At 72.6% G+C, this 20,887-nt stretch carries 23 protein-coding genes; 10 read left to right on the top strand and 13 right to left on the bottom strand.

Annotated elements, in window-relative coordinates; all coding sequences use genetic code 11:
• The first annotated feature begins 42 nt into the window (after positions 1–42).
• The 3 genes from LEL83_RS10700 to LEL83_RS10690 are packed head-to-tail and all read left to right on the top strand — an operon-like array spanning position 43 to position 4,168.
• Entirely contained in the window at positions 43–627 is a 585-nt protein-coding gene (locus LEL83_RS10700; protein ID WP_225558797.1) for a PadR family transcriptional regulator, read from the top strand.
• Positions 624–1,352, top strand: coding sequence for an ABC transporter ATP-binding protein (locus LEL83_RS10695; protein ID WP_198657120.1), 729 nt, complete (start codon positions 624–626; stop codon positions 1,350–1,352). The genes LEL83_RS10700 and LEL83_RS10695 overlap by 4 nt, the downstream gene beginning before the upstream one ends.
• Positions 1,349–4,168, top strand: coding sequence for an FtsX-like permease family protein (locus LEL83_RS10690; protein ID WP_225558796.1), 2,820 nt, complete (start codon positions 1,349–1,351; stop codon positions 4,166–4,168). Before LEL83_RS10695 ends, LEL83_RS10690 begins: the two co-directional genes overlap by 4 nt.
• A 121-nt stretch (positions 4,169–4,289) precedes the next feature.
• Here the strand turns inward: LEL83_RS10690 and LEL83_RS10685 are convergent, their stop codons facing one another.
• Positions 4,290–4,961 carry an SDR family NAD(P)-dependent oxidoreductase gene (locus LEL83_RS10685; RefSeq protein ID WP_225558795.1) on the bottom strand — a complete coding sequence of 224 codons (672 nt, stop codon included), beginning with the start codon at positions 4,959–4,961 and terminating at the stop codon, positions 4,290–4,292.
• 125 nt (positions 4,962–5,086) lie between these two features.
• Here LEL83_RS10685 and LEL83_RS10680 point away from each other — a divergent pair, with 125 nt between their 5' ends.
• The 4 genes from LEL83_RS10680 to LEL83_RS10665 all read left to right on the top strand — a co-directional run bounded on the left by LEL83_RS10680 (position 5,087) and on the right by LEL83_RS10665 (position 8,744).
• On the top strand, positions 5,087–6,244 hold the full coding sequence (locus LEL83_RS10680) for a PQQ-dependent sugar dehydrogenase (RefSeq protein ID WP_225558794.1): 1,158 nt from the start codon (positions 5,087–5,089) through the stop codon (positions 6,242–6,244).
• Between the two features lie 55 nt (positions 6,245–6,299).
• Entirely contained in the window at positions 6,300–7,178 is an 879-nt protein-coding gene (locus LEL83_RS10675; protein WP_198657125.1) for a helix-turn-helix transcriptional regulator, read from the top strand.
• Positions 7,179–7,296: 118 nt separating this feature from the next.
• Complete coding sequence (locus LEL83_RS10670) at positions 7,297–7,554, top strand: hypothetical protein (RefSeq protein ID WP_225558793.1); 258 nt, start codon at positions 7,297–7,299, stop codon at positions 7,552–7,554.
• Positions 7,551–8,744, top strand: a complete 1,194-nt coding sequence (locus LEL83_RS10665; protein WP_225558792.1) for an MFS transporter — start codon at positions 7,551–7,553, stop codon at positions 8,742–8,744. Before LEL83_RS10670 ends, LEL83_RS10665 begins: the two co-directional genes overlap by 4 nt.
• 11 nt (positions 8,745–8,755) lie before the next feature.
• Here the strand turns inward: LEL83_RS10665 and LEL83_RS10660 are convergent, their stop codons facing one another.
• Together LEL83_RS10660 and LEL83_RS10655 are read right to left on the bottom strand one after the other, a co-directional pair.
• On the bottom strand, positions 8,756–9,727 hold the full coding sequence (locus LEL83_RS10660) for an NAD-dependent epimerase/dehydratase family protein (RefSeq protein ID WP_225558791.1): 972 nt from the start codon (positions 9,725–9,727) through the stop codon (positions 8,756–8,758).
• Positions 9,728–9,860: 133 nt separating this feature from the next.
• Entirely contained in the window at positions 9,861–10,346 is a 486-nt protein-coding gene (locus LEL83_RS10655; protein ID WP_225558790.1) for a DUF4126 family protein, read from the bottom strand.
• A gap of 197 nt (positions 10,347–10,543) precedes the next feature.
• On the opposite strand from LEL83_RS10655, the gene LEL83_RS10650 reads away from it, so the two are divergent.
• A complete protein-coding gene (locus LEL83_RS10650; RefSeq protein ID WP_225558789.1) occupies positions 10,544–11,194 on the top strand; it encodes an NAD(P)H-binding protein in 651 nt (216 codons plus the stop codon).
• Between the two features lie 76 nt (positions 11,195–11,270).
• Here LEL83_RS10650 and LEL83_RS10645 read toward each other — a convergent pair whose 3' ends face one another.
• Both LEL83_RS10645 and LEL83_RS10640 read right to left on the bottom strand, forming a co-directional pair.
• Positions 11,271–12,293, bottom strand: a complete 1,023-nt coding sequence (locus LEL83_RS10645) for a matrixin family metalloprotease (RefSeq protein ID WP_225558788.1) — start codon at positions 12,291–12,293, stop codon at positions 11,271–11,273.
• Positions 12,294–12,413: 120 nt separating this feature from the next.
• Positions 12,414–13,115: an SDR family oxidoreductase gene (locus LEL83_RS10640; RefSeq protein WP_225558787.1), complete on the bottom strand. Its 702-nt coding sequence runs from the start codon at positions 13,113–13,115 to the stop codon at positions 12,414–12,416.
• A 64-nt stretch (positions 13,116–13,179) separates the two neighbouring features.
• On the opposite strand from LEL83_RS10640, the gene LEL83_RS10635 reads away from it, so the two are divergent.
• Complete coding sequence (locus tag LEL83_RS10635; protein ID WP_225558786.1) at positions 13,180–13,608, top strand: MerR family transcriptional regulator; 429 nt, start codon at positions 13,180–13,182, stop codon at positions 13,606–13,608.
• Between the two features lie 82 nt (positions 13,609–13,690).
• On the opposite strand, the gene LEL83_RS10630 is transcribed toward LEL83_RS10635, so the two are convergent.
• From LEL83_RS10630 to LEL83_RS10610, 5 genes are all read right to left on the bottom strand, one after another.
• Entirely contained in the window at positions 13,691–14,335 is a 645-nt protein-coding gene (locus LEL83_RS10630; protein WP_225558785.1) for a response regulator transcription factor, read from the bottom strand.
• On the bottom strand, positions 14,332–15,675 hold the full coding sequence (locus tag LEL83_RS10625; RefSeq protein ID WP_225558784.1) for a sensor histidine kinase: 1,344 nt from the start codon (positions 15,673–15,675) through the stop codon (positions 14,332–14,334). Before LEL83_RS10625 ends, LEL83_RS10630 begins: the two co-directional genes overlap by 4 nt.
• A gap of 129 nt (positions 15,676–15,804) precedes the next feature.
• Entirely contained in the window at positions 15,805–16,497 is a 693-nt protein-coding gene (locus LEL83_RS10620) for a DUF6766 family protein (protein WP_225558783.1), read from the bottom strand.
• A 97-nt stretch (positions 16,498–16,594) separates the two neighbouring features.
• Positions 16,595–17,317 (bottom strand): SDR family NAD(P)-dependent oxidoreductase, encoded by a 723-nt coding sequence (locus LEL83_RS10615; protein ID WP_225558782.1) that lies wholly within the window; start codon positions 17,315–17,317, stop codon positions 16,595–16,597.
• Positions 17,318–17,429: 112 nt separating this feature from the next.
• Positions 17,430–17,786, bottom strand: coding sequence for a hypothetical protein (locus LEL83_RS10610; RefSeq protein WP_225558781.1), 357 nt, complete (start codon positions 17,784–17,786; stop codon positions 17,430–17,432).
• A gap of 91 nt (positions 17,787–17,877) precedes the next feature.
• Here LEL83_RS10610 and LEL83_RS10605 point away from each other — a divergent pair, with 91 nt between their 5' ends.
• A complete protein-coding gene (locus LEL83_RS10605) occupies positions 17,878–18,201 on the top strand; it encodes a DUF4190 domain-containing protein (protein ID WP_198657137.1) in 324 nt (107 codons plus the stop codon).
• Between the two features lie 64 nt (positions 18,202–18,265).
• Here LEL83_RS10605 and LEL83_RS10600 read toward each other — a convergent pair whose 3' ends face one another.
• The 3 genes from LEL83_RS10600 to LEL83_RS10590 form a co-directional block, all read right to left on the bottom strand.
• The gene (locus LEL83_RS10600) at positions 18,266–18,835 is read right to left on the bottom strand and encodes a manganese efflux pump MntP (protein WP_198657138.1); all 570 of its coding nucleotides are present in this window, start codon (positions 18,833–18,835) and stop codon (positions 18,266–18,268) included.
• A 231-nt stretch (positions 18,836–19,066) separates the two neighbouring features.
• Positions 19,067–19,918: a LamG domain-containing protein gene (locus tag LEL83_RS10595; RefSeq protein ID WP_225558780.1), complete on the bottom strand. Its 852-nt coding sequence runs from the start codon at positions 19,916–19,918 to the stop codon at positions 19,067–19,069.
• Positions 19,915–20,799, bottom strand: a complete 885-nt coding sequence (locus LEL83_RS10590; RefSeq protein WP_225558779.1) for a S26 family signal peptidase — start codon at positions 20,797–20,799, stop codon at positions 19,915–19,917. The genes LEL83_RS10595 and LEL83_RS10590 overlap by 4 nt, the downstream gene beginning before the upstream one ends.
• Positions 20,800–20,887: the final 88 nt, after the last annotated feature.

Genomic DNA, 20,887 nt, shown 5'->3' with positions numbered 1-20,887 from the left:
TGCATACTCAGTATGTCCAGGAGGACGAGACGGGGGAGTGTCATGAGCGTTCGGATGGGCGTACTCGCGCTGCTGGTGGGGGGACCCGGATACGGGTACCAGCTCCGGGGGGAGTTCGAGCACCGCACCGGCGGGAGCTGGCCGCTGAACATCGGCCAGGTCTACACGACCCTCGACCGCCTGGAACGCGACGGCCTCGTGGCCCGCGGCGACGCCGACGACGACGGCCACGTCGTCTACACGGCGACCGACGCGGGTCGCGAGGAAGTGGCGCGCTGGTTCAGCGAGCCCGTACCGGCGAAGCGCGGTCGTGACGAGCTGGCGATCAAGTTCGCCCTGGCCGTCACGGTCCCCGGCGTCGACGTCGCCCGGCTCGTCCAGGTGCAGCGCGGAGCGGCGATCCGGAACCTGCAGGACCTGACCCGGCTGAAGCGCACGACGGACCCGGCAACCGACCTGGCGTGGTCGCTCGTGCTCGAGTCGATGGTGTTCCAGGCCGAGGCCGAGGTGCGTTGGCTCGACCACGTGGAGTCGAGTGTCGCGCGGTACCGGCCGGACGAGCACCCTGCGGCGCCTGCCAGTGCCGACGCGGCCGCTGCCGCTGCCGCTGCCCGGAGCGCACGGTGACCGCCGCCCCGCTCCTGCAGCTCGACGCCGTGAGCGTGCACTACGGCTCCGGTGCGAAGGCCGTCACGGCCCTGGCCGGCATCGACCTGCGGGTCGAGCGCGGCGAGATGGTGGCCGTGATGGGCACCTCCGGCTCGGGCAAGTCGACGCTGCTCGCCTGCGCCGGCACCCTGCTGCCGCCGACGAGCGGCGAGGTGCTCATCGACGGTGACTACGTGGCCGACCGTCCCGCCCGGGAACTCGCGGCCCTGCGTCGCCGACTCGTCGGGTTCGTGTTCCAGGACTTCAACCTCATCCCCTCGCTGACCGCGGTCGAGAACGTGGCGCTGCCGCTCGAGCTCGACGGCTGGAAGGCGTCGCAGGCCCGCCGTGCCGCGGAGCTCGCACTCGACAACGTCGAGCTGTCGCACCGCGCCGACGCCTACCCCGACGACCTGTCGGGCGGGCAGCAGCAGCGCGTCGCGATCGCCCGTGGGGTGGTCGGCGAGCGCCGGCTCGTGCTCGCTGACGAACCGACCGGCGCCCTCGACTCGCAGACCGGCGAGGTCGTGCTCCGCATGCTCCGGCGGCACGTCGACGCAGGGGCCGGTGCGCTCCTGGTGACCCACGACGCCCGGCACGCTGCCTGGGCGGACCGGATCGTGTTCCTGCGCGACGGTCGGGTGGTCGACGAGACCGTGTACTCGGGCGTCGAGGCGGCGCTGACGGACCGGACCGCCTCGTGAGCCGGGGTCGGCGTGCCGGGACCGGCCGGACGCCGTTCGCCCTGAGACCGGCGCTCCGACTGGGGCGTCGACTGGCGTTCGCGAAGACGGGGCGGGCGGCCCTGATCGTCGCCCTCATCGGCATCCCCACGGCGGGGTTCGCGGCCGTGGCCGTCGTGGTGCAGTCGACGCAGGCCACGGTCACCGAGCGGCTGGACTACGACCTCGGCCAGGCACGGGCGCAGATGCGCGTGTCTGGCCCGGACCTGCCCGGCATGGTGCAGGACCCGGTGCAGTGGGAGTTCACGGACTCGGAGCGGAACAGCCCCGTCACGGAGTCGGACGAGGACTCGCCCTTCGCGAACGTCCTGGCCCACGTACCCGACGGCGCACTGTCGATCCCGATCGGCAGCACGCCGGTCGTCGTGCAGGGGTCGGGGGGACCGGTCGGGTTGACCGCGGTCGAGGGCAGCGCCTGGGACCCGTCCCTCGAGGGGCACTGGCGCGTGCTCGATGGCGCCACGCCGACCGCGCGCGGGCAGCTGATGGTCACCCCCGCGACCCTCGAGCGGCTCGGCGCCCGGATCGGCGACACCGTGGACCTGACCGACCCGGTCACCAAGCGCTTCACGATCACCGGCACCATGGTCGACCTCGGTGCCGACCCCGACGCGCAGGGCGTGTTCCTGCCGTGGGGCACGACGCTGGCGACGACCGACACGACCGACGACGCCGGACTCTCCGACGTCACCGTCTACCTGCCGACCGATCCGCCCACCTGGTCGGAGATCCGGCAGCTCAACGCGCACGGCATCGTCGTGCAGTCACGACCCGTGGTGCTCGACCCGCCGGACGCCCGGTTGGCCGGTGCCGGGCAGGGGTTCTCGGTCGGTTGGTACCTCGGGGCGATGGCGTTGTTCGGCGTCTTCGCCATGTTCGAGGTCGCCCTGCTCGCCGGGGCCGCGTTCCTGGTCGGCACCCGCGCCGACACCCGTTCGTACGCCATCGTCACGAGCGTCGGCGGGGACAAGCGGTTCGTCCGCGCCGTCGTCGCAGGGTCCGGGCTCGTGCTCGGGGTCGTCGGAGCGGTCCTCGGGGTCGCCGTCGGCACCGGGCTCGGCGTGCTCGCGTTCCGCCTGGTCGACAACGGCAACGTGGTGTCCTTCCCCGGGCTGCACGTGCCGCCGCTCCTGCTGCTGTCCATCGCCGCCGCCGGGGTGCTCGCCGGACTCGTCTCCGCGCTCGTCGCGGCACGGTCGGCGACCCGGATCAACGTGCTCGCGGCACTGCGGGGCTCGCTCCGTCCGGTGCCCGTCAGCCGTCCGGCCCGTCGTCGTCGGCGCATCTGGGGACCGTTGCTCGTGGTCCTCGGCGCCGTGATGACGCTGGCCTGCGGGGTCGGCGTGCTCATGCTGAACGACCGACGGGTGCAGCAGGACCACTGGGCGTGGGCCGTCGGTGCCGGCGTCGCGATCGGGCCGTGCCTGATGCAGCTCGGCATCGCGATCTGCTCGCCGTGGCTGCTCGCCCTCGTCACGCGACTGACCGCACGCGCCGGACTGTCCGCGCGCCTGGCCGCCCGCGACGCCCGCCGGAACCCGGTGCGGACGGTCCCCGTGCTCGCGAGCGTGATGAGCGTCGTGTTCGTCGCGTCGGTCGTGATCACCTGGAGCGCCTCGAGCCACGCGCAGTACGTCCGCGGGTACGAGTACACGACGGCCGTCGGCGTCGCCACGTCCGAGGTGCAGGCCATGACCGAGGAGGGGTCGGCCGGGCAGCACGACGCCGCACTCACCGCGCACGCGGCGAAGGTCGTCGCCGGCGTGTTCGACCAGGACCGCATCCGGGTGCTCGGCGTCACGAACGACTCGCTCGGTGACACCCCCTCGACCATCACGGTGGCGCACCGTTGGACGCCGTACGACTGCCCGACGAACGACACCACGACGTGCTCGACCTACCTGGACCCGACCTACACCTCGACCCCGCACGTCTGGACGGGCACGGTCGACGACTACGCCGTGCTCACCGGGCACCGGCCGTCCGCAGCCGTCCGGGACGCGTTGGAGGGCGGCCGGGCGATCTCGCTGTGGCCCGAGTACGCCCACGACGGCACGGTCCGCATCGACACCTTCCACGACCGCACGTGGGAGAGCCCGACCATCACCGAGCGGACCCGGCCAGACACGAGCGTGACGATCCCGGCCGTGCTCGACGTCCAGACCCCGCGGATCCAGGTCGGCGTGTTCATGACGAAGGCCACCGCCGAGCGCTACGACGTGCCCGCGGTGGACGGCATGCTCGTCACGACGCTGCCCCACGACATCCAGCCGGCCCAGTGGGACGAGCTGAGCTCGGCGTGGCAGAGCTTCGGCGGCGACGACCGTGACCGGTGGGGCGGCCCGTCGTTCATCTACGAGACCGGTCCGGTCGACCACGGCGCGCTGGTCCGGGCGATCGTGCTGGCCCTGGCTGCCGCCGTGACGATCGGTGCGACGACGGTGGCGATCGGTCTCGCGCGGTCCGACGGGCGGCGGGACGACGAGGTGCTCGACGCGATCGGTGCCGCCCCGCGACTCCGACGCGGGGTGTCCACCTGGCAGGCGGCGATCCTGGCGACGGTCGGCTCGGTGATCGGGACGCTGCTCGGCCTGCTGCCCATCCGCGCCCTGACCCTGCGGTTCGCCCAGGGCCCGGATGCGGTGAACCACCTGCCGTTCGTGCCGGACTGGCCGGTGCTGGCGCTGCTCGCGATCGGCCTGCCCCTCGTGGTGACGGCCGGGGCGTGGCTGACCTCGAGGGGTCGGCGGCGCGTGGCGGTGCGACGGGCGCACTGACGGACGGGAGGCGCGTGGCGGCATCGCCACGGGCCTCCCGTCCGTCACATCGTGAGCAGGAATGGTCGGGTCGCTGCGTCGGACCCGACCATTCCTGCTCACGAAGCGGCGAGCGCCACGCTCACCCGAGCTCGGGCAGCGGCTCCGCGTACGTGCGGAAGTCGCCGCGCTCGGTGTGGATCGTCCACAGGCGGTCGGCGATGGACTCCCCGGAGTGCTCGGGCTGTCCGTCGTCGATGCCGAACGGGATGATGAGCTGGCCGACGTGCACGTCCTCGTCACGGACGGCATCGTGGAGCAGCTGGGCGTAGGCGCTCTCGCCGGCGAAGGCGACGGACGTTCCGGTGACGCGAGCGCCCGGACGGACCGCGCTGCCGCCGTTGACGAACAGGATCGTGCCGTGGCCGATCGCGCGCATGCCGGGGAGCACCTGGCGGACGGCGTTGACCGAGCCGTAGACCGAGAACTCGATCGGACCGACCAGGTCCTCCGCCGTGGTCTCGAGCACGGGACGCATGTACTCCTTGGCGGGGAGCGGGCTGTACTGCAGCACCTCGATGGGGCCGAGCTGCTCGGTGGCGCGTTCGAGTGCGGCGCGCAGGGAGTCCCCGTCGCGCACGTTCGCGGCGAACCCGGCGGCGGTGTGGCCGCGCTCGCGCAGCTCTGCCGCGAGGCCGTCCAGGCGGTCCTGGTTGCGGGAGATGAGGGCGACGGCGAAGCCCTCACGGGCGAAGCGCTCGGCGACGGCGAGGCCGAGGCCCTTGCCGGCCCCGACGATGGCGATGGTGGTCATGTGCTGGTCCTTCCGGGACGACGTGGTGCCGACCGTCGCCCACTGAACCAAGCCGGGCACCGCGGTCCCTCAGGCGTTTCCCGAACACAGCGAGTGTGATCGACCCACGACCCGGGAGGATCATCGTGGACACACCCGCCGGAACGCCCCGCAGCCGCCGCCTCTGGTCGGCGGCCGGCATCGCCGCCGTCGCCGCCCTGGCCCTCACCGGCTGCTCGAGCGGTGGCGGAACGGAGCAGGACGGATCCGACCGGGGCGGCTCGCCGTCGGCGCGCGCGACCGCCCCCGCCGACCTGTCGGCCGGTCAGGTAGGGCTCGACGGTGACACCAGCGACGTGGTCACCGGCCTGGAGGCCCCATGGTCGGTGGTCCTGACGGGTGACGACGGCGACGCGCTGGTCAGCGAGCGCGACTCGGCCCGGGTGCTCGAGCTGCGGTCCGACGGCACCACCCGCCAGGTCGGCACCGTCGACGGCGTCAGCCACGGCGGCGAGGGCGGGCTGCTCGGGCTCGCGCTGCACGACGACGACCTGTTCGTGTACTCCACGGCCGACGACGGCAACCGCATCCAGCGGTACGAGCTGACCGGGAGCGCCGGGTCGTGGGCGCTCGGCGACGCGACGACGATCATCGACGGGCTGCCGAAGAACACGTTCCACGACGGCGGCCGGATCGCGTTCGGTCCCGACGACATGCTCTACGCGAGCGTCGGGGACGCCGGCGCGAGCACGGACGCGCAGGACGAGGGATCGCTCGCGGGCAAGATCCTGCGGCTCACCCCGGACGGCGAGGTCCCCGAGGACAACCCGATCGAGGGGTCGCCGGTGTGGAGCCTCGGGCACCGCAACGTGCAGGGCATGGGGTGGTCGTCGGACGGCACGATGTTCGCGTCGGAGTTCGGTGAGGACGCGCACGACGAGCTCAACGTCATCGAGCCCGGGTCGAACTACGGCTGGCCCGAGGTCGAGGGCACCGGCGGCGAGGACCAGGGCTTCGTCGACCCCGTGCAGCAGTGGTCCACCGACGAGGCGTCCCCGAGCGGGCTCACCGTCGTCGACGACACGGTCTTCATCGCGAACCTGCAGGGCCGGGTCCTCCGCGCGGTCCCCGCCGACGAACCCGACACGGCGACCGAGTACTTCGCCGGCGACTTCGGTCGCATCCGCACGGTGCTCGAGGGCCCGTCGGACACCCTGTGGTTCGTGACGAACAACACCGACGGCCGCGGGACCCCGTCGGAGGGCGACGACCGGATCGTCTCGGTGCCGATCACCCGCACGTGAGAGGGGTTCCCACAGCCCCTCGCTCCCGCCGGACGCCGCGCCGTACGGTGACGGCATGAACCACCGCGACGAAGCGCGCGACTTCCTCTCCAGCCGTCGCGCCCGCATCACCCCCGAGCAGGCCGGCGTCGAGACCTTCGGCACGCGGCGCCGCGTCACCGGGCTGCGTCGTGAAGAGGTCGCGCGCCTGGCCGGCGTCAGCATCGACTACTACACGCGGCTCGAGCGCGGCAACCTGCAGGGGGTCTCGGACAGCGTGCTCGACGCCATCGGCCGGGCCCTGCAGCTCGACCCCGCCGAGCAGGAGCACCTGCGCGACCTGTCGCGGCACCAGAACGAGACGCCGCGCCGGGCCGGTCGCGTCGTGCCCGTCGCGGCGGTCCGACCCGAGCTGCAGTACCTGCTCGACGTCGTCACGGACGCCCCGGCGATCATCATCAACACCCGGCAGGACATCGTCGCCGCGAACGCACTCGGCTTCGCGATGCACTCGGACATGGTCACGGCGCCGGCACGGCCGATGAACTTCTCGCGCTTCATCTTCCTCGACCCGCGGGCGCGGGACTTCTACCAGGACTGGCAGCGGGCAGCCCGGATCAACGTCGCGATCCTGCGCCGCGAAGCGGGCCGCACGCCGAACGACAAGGACCTCGCGGCGCTGATCGGCGAGCTGTCGATGCGGAGCGATGACTTCCGCGACCTCTGGGCGGCGCACGACGTCCGGCGCCACTACGCCGGCGTGAAGTCGTTCCGGCACCGCGTCGTCGGGCCGCTCGAACTGCACTTCCAGACGCTCGAACTCGCCGAGGACCCGGGGCTCGCGCTCACCATCTACCCGGCGACGCCGGGCAGCCCGACCGCGGACGCCCTGCGGGTACTGGCCTCGTGGGCGGCGACCGAGGGCATCGCGGAGCGGGCGCGCCAGCTCGCCTGACGCAGGTGGTCGCGACCGCTCGACGGCCGGGAGGCGCGGGGCGGGCCCGCACCGCGCCTCCCGGCCGTCACCACTCGCGTCACGCGCCGTGCCGGGTGTCCACAGTCACGAGAACGAAGTGAGTGATCAGCGCATGAACGACACCGAGTCCCTGCGGAACGCCGCCTCCGCGGCACCGCTCGGTCTCCTGCAGCGCCTGCGGTTCCGGCTGCGTGCGGAGCAGGAGATCCACGAGCTCACCCGTGACCGCGAGCTCGAGGAACGCGTCCGAGCCGAGGCGGCCGTGCGGCTCGTCCCAGGTCCGTGGCACCTGGGTGCGCTCTTCCGGCGACGGCAGAAGCTGGACGTCCCGGACGGAGGAGCGATCGACGCATGACCACGCATCACGAGATGTCGACCGGCAGGACCCTGTTGTTCGCCGTCGCCGGGGGAGCGGCGGTCGGCAACCTGTACTGGTCGCAACCGCTGCTCGACGACATCGCATCGTCGCTCGGCACGTCGGCGTCGCTCGCCGGGCTGCTCGTCACGCTGACCCAGGTCGGCTACGCCCTCGGCATCCTGCTCGTCGTGCCGCTCGGGGACGTCCTCGATCGCCGACGGCTCATCCCGTGGGTGCTCGTCGCCTCCGCCGTCGCGCTGGTGCTCGCCGCGATCGCCCCGACGTTCACGACGCTCCTGGTCGCCCTGGCACTGGTCGGGCTCACCACGGTCGCCGGGCAGCTCCTCATCCCGCTGGCCGGGGACCTCGCCGACCCCGCACAGCGCGGACGCGTGGTCGGCACGATCGCGTCCGGGGTGCTCACCGGCATCCTGGTGTCGCGGACGATCAGCGGCGTGGTCGCTGATACGTTCGGGTGGCGTGCGATCTTCGTGCTCGCCGCCGTCGTCGCGGTCGTCCTCGCCGTGCTGCTGCGGCGGGCCGTCCCGGAGCTCAGAGCCCGCGACAGGGTGCCCTACCCGCAGCTCGTCCTGTCGGTGTTCCGCGCCGTCCGGACCCACCGGACCGTGCGGGTCACGCTGGTGATCAGCTCGTCGGTGTTCGCCGTGTTCACGATGTTCTGGACCGCGCTGACGTTCCTGCTGAGCAGCGCCCCCTACGACTTCTCCACCAGCGGCATCGGGCTGGTCGGTCTGGTGGGGCTCGCGGGCGCCGTGGCGGCGCAGCGGGTGGGACGACTGCACGACCGCGGCCTGTCGGTGCCGGTCACCGGGGGAGCGATCGTGCTCCTGCTCGTGTCCCTGGTCGTGGCCGGCATCGGTGCGCGATCGATCGTCGTGGTGCTGCTCGCCGTGCTCCTGCTCGACGTCGCGGTGCAGGCGGCGAACGTGCTCAACCAGACCCGGCTCTTCTCGGTCGACCCGGCGGCGCGGAGCCGGCTCAACACGGCCTTCGTCACCGCGAACTTCGTCGGTGGCGCGATCGGCTCGGCGCTGGCGTCGGTGCTGTGGAACGCCGGTGGTTGGACGGCGGTCACGGTCGGTGCTGCGGTGCTGACCGGGTTCGCTGCGACGGTCTGGGTCGTGCACCGGGACCGTGGGCTCGTGGTCGGGTCTGCGCCGCGCTGACCGCGGCGGCGTCAGACGACGAGTGGGTTCGGCAGTTCGAGTTCTCCGTGCTCGACGAGCCAGCGCACGGCGTCCAACACGGTCTCCTCGGCGGTGAACGCGGGCGCGTAGCCGAGCAGTCGCGTCGCCTTCTCGGTGCTGAACACCTGGCTGCGCGACAGGTGCTCCCAGCTGGCGTCCGCGTGTTCCGGAGCCGTGGTCTCGCGGAACCGGTCCCACGTGACGGAGTCGAGCCGGGCCTCCTGGCCGAACCACGACGCTGCCAGGTGGGCGTACCCGCGCGCGGTGAGCGCCGTCGGAGCCGTGATGAAGAAGGCCTGCCCGTCGGCCGCGTCGCGGTGTTCGACCGCGAGCTGGAACGCCTGCGCGACGTCGTCGGCGTGCACGTGGGCCATCGACTCGGCTCCGAGCCCGGGGACCTCGACGGCTCCACCGGCGGACAGCCTGGCCAGCACCGAGGTGTCGAGGTTGCCGAGCGGACCGATCGGGATCCAGCCCGGACCGCTGATGTGGCCGGGGTGCAGTGAGGTCGTGGACAAACCCCCTGAGGCGGTTTCCTCTTCGAGCATCCGGGCGATGGCGTCCTTCTGCACGCCGTACTCGCCCGTCGGCGGGGTCGCGTTCTCCTCGGTGATCGGGAGCACGTGCGAGGCTCCCGCTCGCCAGATCGAACCGCAGTGCACCAGGTGCGTACCGCTGCCGCGGAGTGCCTCGACCAGGGAGCGCGCGGAGTCGACGGTGAAGCAGACGAGGTCGACGACGGCGTCCGCTCCGAGTGCGGCTATGCGGTCGCCGAAGCTACCGTCGCGGTCCTCCTGCTCGCGGTCGGCGGTCACCCGCTCGACCTGCTGCCACTCGGGGGCGTCTGCGTACGGCGTGCTCGTCCCGCGGCTGAGGGCCGTGACCCGGTGTCCGGCACGGACGAGACGGGGGACGAGGAAGGTCCCGATGTGGCCGGTGGCTCCGATGACGACGATGTGCATGGGGCCACCGTAGGCCCGGCCCCGCAGATGGTGAGCAGGAATGGTCGGGTGCGGCGGACCGACCCGACCATTCCTGCTCACGAAAGCCACGCGCAGCGCACGCGCGGGGCGAGCGCGGGCAGAACGCCTGCGGTCAGTCGGCGGCGATGACCTTCACCGAGCCGGCCACGGTGGCCGCGTCCTCGGCGAGCGCCACGACGGGGTCGGGCAGCCCGGTGGCGCCGACGGCCTTGCGCGCGGCCCAGCCGACGAAGCTGCCGACGATCGCGCCGACGCCGCCGAGGATCGCGCCCTCGATGCGCAGGTCACGCTTGCCGGTCGTGCCGAGGGCGGCACCGGCGAGCGCACCGGAGGCGACACGGCCGATCAGACCGGTGGGCGAGATGCGGTTCGGGGTCTTCGGCAGCTTGTCGCCGATGAGCTCCCCGATGGCGGACGCGACGAGCAGGCCGCGACCGAGCGGGGTGGCGAAGACCTTCCACTGCTGCCACGAGCCCTTCAGCGCGGACCGGTCGTGGTTGAGTGCCAGGACGGCGAGCGGGGTGGCGCTGCGGCCGCCGCTCAGGATGCCGAGTGCCAGGGTGCGGACCAGGGTGTGCTGCTCGTTGTTCTTGCTCATCGTGTCTCCTGTCGTGGTGACCCCGACCGTACGCACGCGAGCCGCGGGGACACCGAGGAACCGCGCCGCCGCCCGGGGCCACCACGCCGTGCGCGCCAGGCCCGCCGCGCCGCGCGCCCCGCGCCGCCACACCGCGCGCCCCGCGCCGCCACGCCGCGTGCCCCGGGCACCGAGCCGCCGCGAGTACCGTCCGGCGCATGAGCAACGTCATCGTCTTCGGCGGCCACGGCAAGGTCGCACTCCTGGCAACCCGCATCCTCAGTGACCGCGGCCACTCGGTCACCTCGGTCATCCGGGACGCCGACCAGTCCGACGAGGTCCGTGCCCACGGCGGCGAACCCCGCGTGGCGGACATCCAGCAGCAGTCCCTGTCCGACTTCGCCGACCTGGTGCGCGGGCACGACGCGGTGGTGTGGTCGGCCGGTGCCGGTGGCGGTTCCGCCGACCGCACCTGGGCCATCGACCGCGACGCCGCGGTGCTCTCGGTGCAGGGGGCGCAGCAGGCCGGTGTGGACCGGTACGTGATGGTGTCGTGGGCCGGCTCGCAGCTCGACCACGGGGTGCCGCAGGACCAGGACTTCTTCGCGTACGCGCAGTCGAAGATGATCGCCGACGCCGTGCTCCGCGACTCCGGACTGCAGTGGACGATCGTCGCCCCGAGCACCCTGACCGACGACGACCCGACGGGTTCCGTGGACTGGGACGGTTCGGCGACCGAGGTGTCCCGAGGTGACGTCGCACACGTGGTCGCCGACGTGGTCGAGACCCCGGGCACCGCGGGCAACACGTTCCGGTTCAACGGGGGCTCGACGCCCGTCGCGGACTTCCTGCGCGCCGACGCCTCCTGACCGCCGCCGACGGCCAGCAGACACCACAGGCCCGGTCCCTCGTTCCGGAGGGGCCGGGCCTGTTGCGTGCGCCGGGTCAGTAGAGCGAGTCGATGCCCGTCATGTCGCCACGGCCGAGCGTGCGCGAGCTGAGCTGGCAGTACCCGCCGGACGGCTCCATGACCTGGCCGGTCCCGGTCTGCACGTGGTCGAGGCCGTACAGGTGGCCCCACTCGTGCGTCGCCACGACCTGGGTGTCGAACCGGGAGCCGGAGCAGGTCTCCGTCGAGCTCCACCGGAAGCCGGTGGCGTAGCGCTGGTCGGCCTCACGGGCCGTACCGTTGCCGTCGAACCAGACGCAGGTCACGCCGAGCACGCCGCTCGGCAGCTTGCCCCAGCCCATCACGTTGTAGCCGTTGTTCCGCGAGCAGCCGCCCTGGTCGGTCAGGTTCGGCTTCTGCGTCGCGAGGCGCAGGTAGGTGTTGCTCGCCGTCGACGTCACGGTGCGGTCGCACGCCGAGATCGTGCCCGTCCAGGCGTTCGCCCCCTTGCGCAGGGCCTTCTTGGCGTACGTCGACTTCTGGCCGGACTCGTTGTAGTACCACTTGACGGTGCTCGCCCAGCGGTAGCCGGTCGGCTCCCACGCCGCGCTCGTGCACTTCGTGCTGGCGGCGGTCGTGGCGGCCGGCGCCGCGGCTGCAGCGGACGAAGCAGCCGACGCTGCCGCACCCGACGTCGCCGCAGCGCTGTGCTCCGCACGCTCCTGCTCCACGGCCGGAGCCGACCCGCTCCACTCCTCGTCGACGCGCACCGCGACGCCCGCCGACCCGTTGTTCGCCACGACGACGTCGGGCAGCTCGCGCGCCCCCGGGGCCGAGCTGCTGCTCGCCATCACGCTCTCACCCGGTGCGGGGATCGCGAAGGTCCGTCCGTCGGGCGTGACGACGGTCCCGGACGTGGTGGTGCACCCGCTCGCCAGCGCCTGCACCGACAGCGTCCCGGGGGCGCAGCTGGTGCCGGCTCCCGCGGTCGCCGCCTGCGCCGGAGCGGCCGTGACGGTGAGGCCGGCGACGATCGTGACGACCCCGACGACGGTGAGCGCGTTCCTGACAGCACGCATGGTTCCCTTCCAGCGGCGGGCGCGGTGCCGGCCGTTCCTGATCCGGGTCCATGCTGACCGATGACCACCCACCCGGTCCAGGCCTGCGCTGTCGGGACACACCCCCAGGTCGGGGCGGGATCAGCCGAGCCGGGCGGCGAGCCACTCCGGCTCGTGGGCCAGCGAGTCCTTGACCAGCCGGCTCCAGTCGTCCGCCAGCACCTCGCTCGCGCCGCGCTCGACGCCGTCCAGCGCGGCGCGTGCGACGTCGGCGGGGTCGAGCATCGGGCCGTCGTAGCCGGCCATCATGTCGGTGTCGGCCGCGCCCAGGTGCAGGCCCTGCACGCTGATCCCGCGGGCGAGGAGCTCCGGACGCACGGCGTTCGTCATGTTCCACTCCGCGGCCTTCGCCGCCGCGTACCCGCCCGCTCCGGGGGCGGCGAACCACGAGAGCGCCGAGAGCACGTTGACGACCGCGCCGCCGCCGTTGCGCTCGATGACCGGGGCGAAGGCGCGGATCATCGCCAGGGTGCCCCACAGGTGCGTGTCGACGGCGTGCCGGGCGCTGGCCAGGTCGTCGGTGAGCAGCGAGCCCTGCGACGAGACGCCCGCGTTGTTCACGAGCAGCGTGACGTCACCGGCGGCCGCGGCCGCGGCGTCGACGGACGCCTGGTCGGTGATGTCGAGGGGCAGGGTCACGACGCCCTCCAGGTCGACGAGCTCCGGGCGGCGGGCGGTGGCGTAGACCTTGGTGGCCCCGCGCTCGAGCAACTCCAGGGCGAAGCGGCGACCGATGCCGCGGTTCGAGCCCGTCACGAGTGCGACCGATCCGGCGATGTCCATGGTGTCTCCTCCTGCCGCGCGGGCATCTCCCGCGGCGGCTCGGCTACGGTAGGACCTCACATGGATGTCAGGGGCAAGCCCCGGATCGGAGCACGACGTGCGCATCGGCGACCTCGCGGCGGAGACAGGTGTCAGCGTCCGCTCGCTGCGGTACTACGAGGAACAGGGGATGCTCGCGGCCGACCGCACCGCGAGTGGACAGCGCGTCTACACCGCAGCGGCCGTCGAGCGGGTGCAGCTCGTGCAGCAGCTGTTCGCCGCGGGGCTGGCCAGCCGCACCATCGTGCAGCTGCTGCCGTGCGTCGACCGTGGCGAGTCGACGCCGGAGTCGTTCGCCCTGCTGCTCGCCGAGCGCGACCGGATCACGGCGCAGCTCGCCGAACTCCAGGCGGTGCGCGGGCGACTGGACGAGGTCATCGCGATCACCGAGCACCCCACGGCCGAGCACTGCCCGGCGCTCCGCGACCGACCGGCGGAGCCGGTCGCGGCCTGAGACGCACGCGGGGACGGACGGGAGGCGCACCGGCGGCCCGCCACGGGCCTCCCGTCCGCCTCGGGACCGTCCAGGGCCCGGATCAGTCCGCCAGGAACCGCAGGACCGCGAGCACCCGGCGGTTCTCGTTCGGCGTCGCCTCGAGCCCGAGCTTCGTGAACACGGCGGTGACGTGCTTCTCGACCGTGCCGCCGGACAGGAACAGCGTCTCCGCGATCGCGGCGTTCGACCGTCCCTCGGCCATCAGCCGCAGCACGTCCGTCTCGCGGGCGGTGAGCTGGTCGAGCGGACCGGCGACGGTGCGCGGCGCCTGCACCAGCGCGGCCGCGACCTCGGGGTCGAGCACGACGTTGCCGGCGGCGACCTGGTGCAGCGAGTCGATGAACGTGCCGACCTCGGCGACCCGGTCCTTGAGCAGGTAGCCGACGCCCACCGTCGCGACGTCGAGCAGGGCGCGGGCCCACTGTGCCTCGGCGTACTGCGAGAACAAGAGCACCCCCACCGCGGGCCGGGCGGCCTTGACCCGGACGGCGGCCCGCACGCCCTCGTCGGTGTGGGTGGGCGGCATGCGGATGTCCATCACCACGACGTCCACCTCGCCGCTCGCCGCCGCGACCACGGCGGCGTCGCCGTCCGACACCGGTACGACCTCGTGCCCGCGACCGCGGAGCAGCGACGTCAACCCCTCGCGCACGATCGTGTTGTCGTCGGCGACGACGATCCTCACCGCGTGGCCCCGCTCGGCACGCGCATGCGGACCCGGGTGGGCCCGCCGACCGGGCTCTCCACCTGCAGGTCGCCGTCGACGGCGCGCAGGCGCTCGAGCACACCGGCCAGCCCGGTGCCGTGACCGTCGGGCGTGCCGAGGGCGACGTGCGCGCCACCGAGGCCGTCGTCCTCGACCTCGACGAGCAGGTCGCCGCCGAGCATGCCGACCCGCACCGCGGTCGTGGTGGCCGACGCGTGCTTCGCCACGTTCGTCAGCAGTTCGAGCACCCCGAAGTAGGCGATGCCCTCGACGACCCGGGACGGCCGCACCGGCAGGTCGACCGACAGCGCGACCGGGAACGGGGTCCGTGCGCACGCCGAGGTCAGCGCGGCCTCGAGCCCCGCGTCGAGCACGGGCGGGTGGATGCCGCTGGCCAGGGCACGGAGCTCGACCAGGGCCTCCTTCGTCGAGGCGTGCGCCCGGTCGACCAGGGCGGTGACCGTCTCGGTGTCGGCGCCGGTCTGCAGGCGGTCCCGGGCATCGCCGAGGGTCATCGCCAGCCCGACGAGTCGCGCCTGGGTGCCGTCGTGCAGCTCGCGCTCGATGCGCCGCAGGGTGGTGTCGGCGTCGAGCACGGCGGCGTCGCGCGAGGCCGTCACCTGGCGCAGACGCAGGTCGCGGGCGGTCGCACCGAGCAGGGCGCGGATCACGACACGCTGCAGCGCGGCGAGGCCGTGGTTCACGGCGGGCCAGAGGAACAGCACGATGAGCAGACCGAGCACGGCGAACGCGAGCTGCAGCGGCGGGGTGTCGACGAAGACACCGAGGAACTGCACGCCGCGGTGGAGCTCACCGTCCACGCCCTCCTGCGCCGGCAGGAAGTGCCCCCAGGTGACGTGCGTCACCGCCCCGACGCCGGTCAGCAGCACCGTGGTCGAGGCGGTGAACGTGATCGTGGTCAGCACGAACCCGACCAGCAGGTACGCGAACGCCCGCCACGTGGGGCCGTCCGCCAGCCGTGCGAAGGCGCTGCCGAGCGCCGACGACCCGCGACGGGGCCGAGCCGGCGCGACGACGGTCTGCCCGAGCAGCGATGCCGACATCCGGCGTGTGAGCGCGGCGAACCAGTGCGACCCGCTCAGCAGGAACGCGGCCACCACCAGCCCGACCCAGGTGAGCGACACCGGGATGCCGACCGAGAGCACGATGACGAACCAGGCCAGCGCACCGATCGCGATCGGCAGGTGCGCGGCGTGGAACGCGAAGGCCCGCCAGGTGCTGCCGTCGACGACGGCGCGGAGGGGTCGGAACCGGGGGACGGTGGTGGGTTCGCCCGTGGTGGCGACGGCGGTGTACATGCGGACCTCTTCGTGTCGGTGACGAGCTTATTGCCCGACACCAGCCTCGCCGCGGGGGTCCGCCCGCACACCGGTGCTGCCCCCCGTGGTCGGTGGGGAAACCCCGCGATCGTCGTCAGCCGGGTCCGCTCAGGCGCGGGTCTGTTCCGTCGGTGCCGCCACGGGCTTCGACTGGCTCGACCCTCGTTGCCGCAGGGACACGGTGGCGATGACCATCACCGAGATGACCAGGAACTCCGACTGCCAGTTCTGCATCGACTCGAACCAGAACTGGCTCGTGCCCAGGTAGCCCCACGCCGAGACCACGCGGTCGCCGTGCTCGAGTTGCTCCTCGTTGTAGGCCGCAGCGCCGCCGATCACGTGCCCGACGACACTGCCGAGGAAGAGCACCGCGAACAGGATCAGCAGGGAGTTCTCGTACATCACGAGCACGATCCCGCCCCGGCGCACCGGCCACGGGGCCTTCGGGTCGTCGGCGTGCTCGCGGGGGTCCTCGTCCTGCGGGCTCTGTTCGTCCAGGGGCTCGGACTCGCTCGACCCCTTCTGGAACAGGAACACCGTGAACACGATGTACGCGCCCATCTGCAGGAACTCGCTCTCCCAGTTCTCGAAGGTGGCCTCGGCGAAGTCACCGCTCGTCAGGAAGCCCCAGAGCGACACGGCCGCCTCGCCGTGCTGGAGGGCGTCCGCCGCGGACACCCGCCACCCGGCGAACACCATGCCGACGAAGCACACGACGAAGACAGCGACGTTCGCGAGGAGCAGGCCGTGCCGTCGCACGCGCTGCCACCCGCTCGATCCGTTGTGCAGGCCGAGGGTCACCGGGTCCTCCGTTCGTCGTCTCGACGCCATCCTCGTCCGGGCGCGACGAACGCCTTCGCAGGAGCACCCGACCGGTCGCGGCGGTTCCGTCAGCGACTCAGAGCGTGATGCCGGTGGCCTCGGCGAGCGCGTCGAGCAGGTCGGTGCGGAACCGCTGGTCGGCGACCGCCGGGTGCGGTTCCTGCCGCTCTCCGTGGAACCAGTAACCACCTGTCACGGTTTGGTCCGGGTCGGTCGCGATCATCTCCTGCGTGCGGTGTCCGAGCTCGAAGTCGTCCGGCGCGCCGGCCCCGCCCATCTTGGTCGCCACCCAGCCCGGGTCGACGGCGTTGCTCAGCACGCCCGGGCGTCGGAGCGGCACCTCGGCGGCGAGCGCCGTCACGAACAGCTTCGTGTCGGAGTACGAGTTCGTCTCGGAAGCGCCGGTCCAGTCGACGGTGTCCAGGCGCGGGCGGCCGCCCCGGTGCATCCCGCTGCTCAGGTACACGTGCCGCTCCGGCGAGCGCAGCAACGCGGTGAACAGGTACGGCGCCACGACGTTGACCGGCACCAGGGAGCGGCCCGAGATCACCCCGGCGTTGTGCACGACGGCGTCGAGCGGGGTGCCGGCGTCGAGCTCTCGAGCGGTGGCGATCACCGCGTCGCGGTCCGCCAGGTCGGCGACGACGAGTTCGGCGCCGCGCTCCACCAGGTCGGCGACCGCCTCGGCGCGGGCTCGGTTGCGCGCGTGGACGACGACGTCGTGTCCGCTGCGGAGCAGCGATTCGGCGGTTCCCCGCCCGAGGCCGTCGGTGGATCCGGTGACGAGGATACGTGCCATCCGCCCATCATGCGCCGGGTGGCGGACGCGGGTCCGGCAGGTGCACCGGCACCGGGCGGACGGGAGGCGCGGTGCGGGCCCGCCACGGGCCTCCCGGTTGCGGACGTCGCCGTCACGCCTCCGCGACGGCCCGCAGCTCGATCGCCACGGCGTTCAGGTCCGCGATCAGCCCGTCCGCCTGGTCGGCGTACTCCGGAGCCGGCGCCCCCGCATCGCGCCCCTTGCCGCTCGGCCACGGTGCCGACACGGGCACGGCGGCCGCCAGCAGGTCCGCACGGTCCCATCCGTGTTCGAGCAGCCCACGCGCCTGGTCCACACGCGCCCGCACGCGCTCGACGTGCGGATCGCCGTGATCGCCGAGGAACGCGACGAGCCGGTCGCCTCGGACCACGTACCGCCGGAGCTGGTCACGCCGGTCACGTTCGTCGTACCGGCCACCGTGCAGCAGGTGTCGACGCAGCCATCCCATGGCCTGATGATCCCATCACGGGTGACCGCGCGACCCTTCCGTCCTGTACGTTTCCTGTGCAGACATCCACGACCAGAGAGGACGCGGCGCCATGACCGACGGCACGCCCCAGCACCACCAGCAGAACCCGAACCCCTACGCCGCTGGCCAGCCCTACGGCGCGCAGCAGGCATCCGACCGCTTCAACGTGATGGCGATCGTCGGCTTCATCCTCGCCTTCGTGGTGAACATCGCCGGCCTCGTGGTCTCGATCATCGCGCTCTCGCAGATCAAGAAGACGGGGGAGCGTGGCCGCGGCCTGGCCCTGGCCGGCGTCATCATCAGCGCGCTCTCCATCGTGTTCGGCATCATCTGGGTGATCTTCCTGATCGCGGTCGTGGCGAACGCCCCCGCGAGCACCACCGGCGGGTACTGAGCCCCGTCCGCAACGCATCGGAGGCCCGTGGCGATCGCCACGGGCCTCCGGTCGTTGCGGGGCGTCAGCCGATGACGCCGGTGTGCTCGAGCACGATGTTGACGCCGATCAGGATGAGGACCACGCCACCGGCGATCTCGGCGGGCTTGCCGAACCGGGCACCGACCCGGCGCCCGACGACGACCCCGACGAACGACAGCACCGCGGTGGTGATGCCGATGAGCAGCACCGCGCCGCCGATCGACACCGGCAGGAACGCCAACGTGACGCCGACGGCCAGGGCGTCGATGCTCGTCGCGACCGCGAGGACGAGCAGTTGCCGGACGGGCAGCCGGTCGGTGTCCTGCTCGGTGTCCTCGTGCGCCGAGAACGCCTCCCAGAGCATCTTCCCGCCGATCAGGGCGAGCAAGCCGAACGCGATCCAGTGGTCGAACGCGGCGATGTACTGCGCGAACGCCGAGCCGAGCAGCCACCCGAGCAGGGGCATCAACGCCTGGAACACGCCGAACGTGACGGCGATGACGAGCGCGTGCCGCACGTCGAAGCGCTTCATGTGCAGGCCCTTGCCGAGGGCGACGGCGAACGCGTCGGCGGAGACACCGAGGGCGATGAGGAACAGGGCCCAGAACGACATGGGGCGGCGCCTTTCGAGACGGTCAGGAGGAGACGCCGACGTCTCGAGACCTGACGATCCTGGCACGCCGCGGAGGACGAAAAGGCCTGATCAGGGGGATTCGTCGCCCCGAATCCGCGGGTTGGTGGGCCCGGTCCGCCGTCCCGGCCCGCGTGCTCGACCCGTCCAGGGGACGGACGGGAGGCCGGGGGCGGGCGCGGCCACGGGCCTCCCGTCCGACGGTCTGGTGCGTCAGGACCCGGCGGCCGCGTGCGCGGCCACCTGGCTGGCCGTCAGCTCGGTGCCGTAGACGGCGGCGTAGCGCATCGAACCGGTGAAGTACGGGTTGCTCGTCGCACCCGGCCACCCGCTGACCACGTCGTAGCCGATCCGGAAGTACCCGGTGAAGTTCTCGGGGCTCTTGAAGGCGGCGTTCGAGGCGACGAGGGTGCCGTCCACGTACAGGCGCATCCCGTTGGTGGGCGACATCGTCGACACGGCGTGGTGCCACGCGCCGTCGTTGACGGCCTTCGGCGAGGTGAGGACCTGTGTGGTGCCGTTGTAGGAACCGAAGGCGAGCTGCCCCGTGGTGGTGAGGTAGAGCTTCCGGTCGTGCTGACCCGACGCACCGGTCTGGCTGCTGCCGAACCCCACGAGCATGCCGCCGGCAACGGTGGTGCGGAACCAGACCTCCTCGCTGAACGTCGTCGGGTTGGCGTAGGAGCGGGGCGTGGAGACGAAGCTCGTCGACCCGTTCAGCGCGTAGGCGCTGCCGGCGTCGCGCGGGCAGGCGTTCGGGTTCGGCGTGGTGGCCGTCATGGTGCCCTGGTAGGTGCCGTTCGCACCGCGTCCCGACCAGTCGGTGGCGGTCCTGGCGCCCGAGGCCTCGGTCAGGCGGTAGGCGAACAGGGCGTTCGCGGTGTCGGCGCCGACGGCGCCCGTGCAGGTGAAGTACGGCGCGGTCGCGGCGCTGTTCGTGGTGTTCGTCACGCGGGCAGCGAAGGCGGAGCGGGTCGGCGCGAACTGGTTGAGCAGGACGACGACGGCCAGGGCCAGCACGAGCAGGAGGGCGACGACGCGGCCGTCACGCAGTCGGCGGATCACGAGGGACGCACCGCCTCGACGCGGCCGACGACCAGGCACGCCACGAGCGGGACCGCGCAGAGCGCGATGAGGGCGATCCAGCCGACCGGGTCGAGGTCGATGTTCGACATCAGCTGGTAGTGCCCGTTCTCGGAGAGTTCGTGGATCACGACCGAACCGACCTGGCCGTCCTCCAGGTGCACCGTGTTGCCGCCGACGGCGTCCACGCGCACGGGGAAGATGCCGGACGAGACGACGGTCGCGTCGACGCCGTCCGGGCTCGACGTGTTCGTGATGGTCGTGACGTTGACGAAGGGCTTGAGGACGAAGCCCGCGTATGCGGTGGTGAGGGCGCCACCCGCGATGCGCAGGCAGGTCCGCGTCACCCGGTCGGTGAACGCGCTGGTCAGGGTCAGGATGATCAGCGTGCCGATGAGCAGGATCGGGGCGGCGCGGAAGAGCCAGCCGATGTGCGGCACCAGCAGAGCGGGGGCGCCGATCACGTCGTCCTGGGTGAGGGTCCACGGGTCGGTGGCGCCGTTGATGTCGCCGCGGGTGTGCAGGCCGCCGTCGGCGTCGATCGAGACGATGCGGTGGGTGTAGACGACGTCCGGGTTGGCGGCGGTCTCGAAGGTGACGATGTCACCGACCTCGAGGGTGGCGACGTCGACGGGCAGGTCGAGGACGAGGGTGCCGACCGGGGCGGCCACGCCCATCGAGGGCGTCTCGACGACGAACCAGCGGCCCCCGGCGGAGAGGAACAGGAAGGCGGCGGTGAGCAGCAGCGCGGCGACCAGGGCGACCGACCAGGCGAGGACGGACTCGGCGTGGGAGACCGGACGCCCACGGAGGGCCGGGCGGTCGAGCGTGCCGCTGAGCGGGACCACTGCCGTCTGGCTCATCTGCTGCTCCGTCGTTCGGGATGGATCGGTGTGGGTCGTACGGGGGTGGCGACGCTCGGCCGGAGGGGGGTCGGTCGAGCGTCGCCAC

Origin of the sequence: Curtobacterium oceanosedimentum (assembly GCF_020297365.1) — a bacterium.
In the GTDB taxonomy this organism is placed as follows: Bacteria; Actinomycetota; Actinomycetes; order Actinomycetales; family Microbacteriaceae; genus Curtobacterium.
This window is presented reverse-complemented; position numbering and strand designations above follow the sequence as displayed.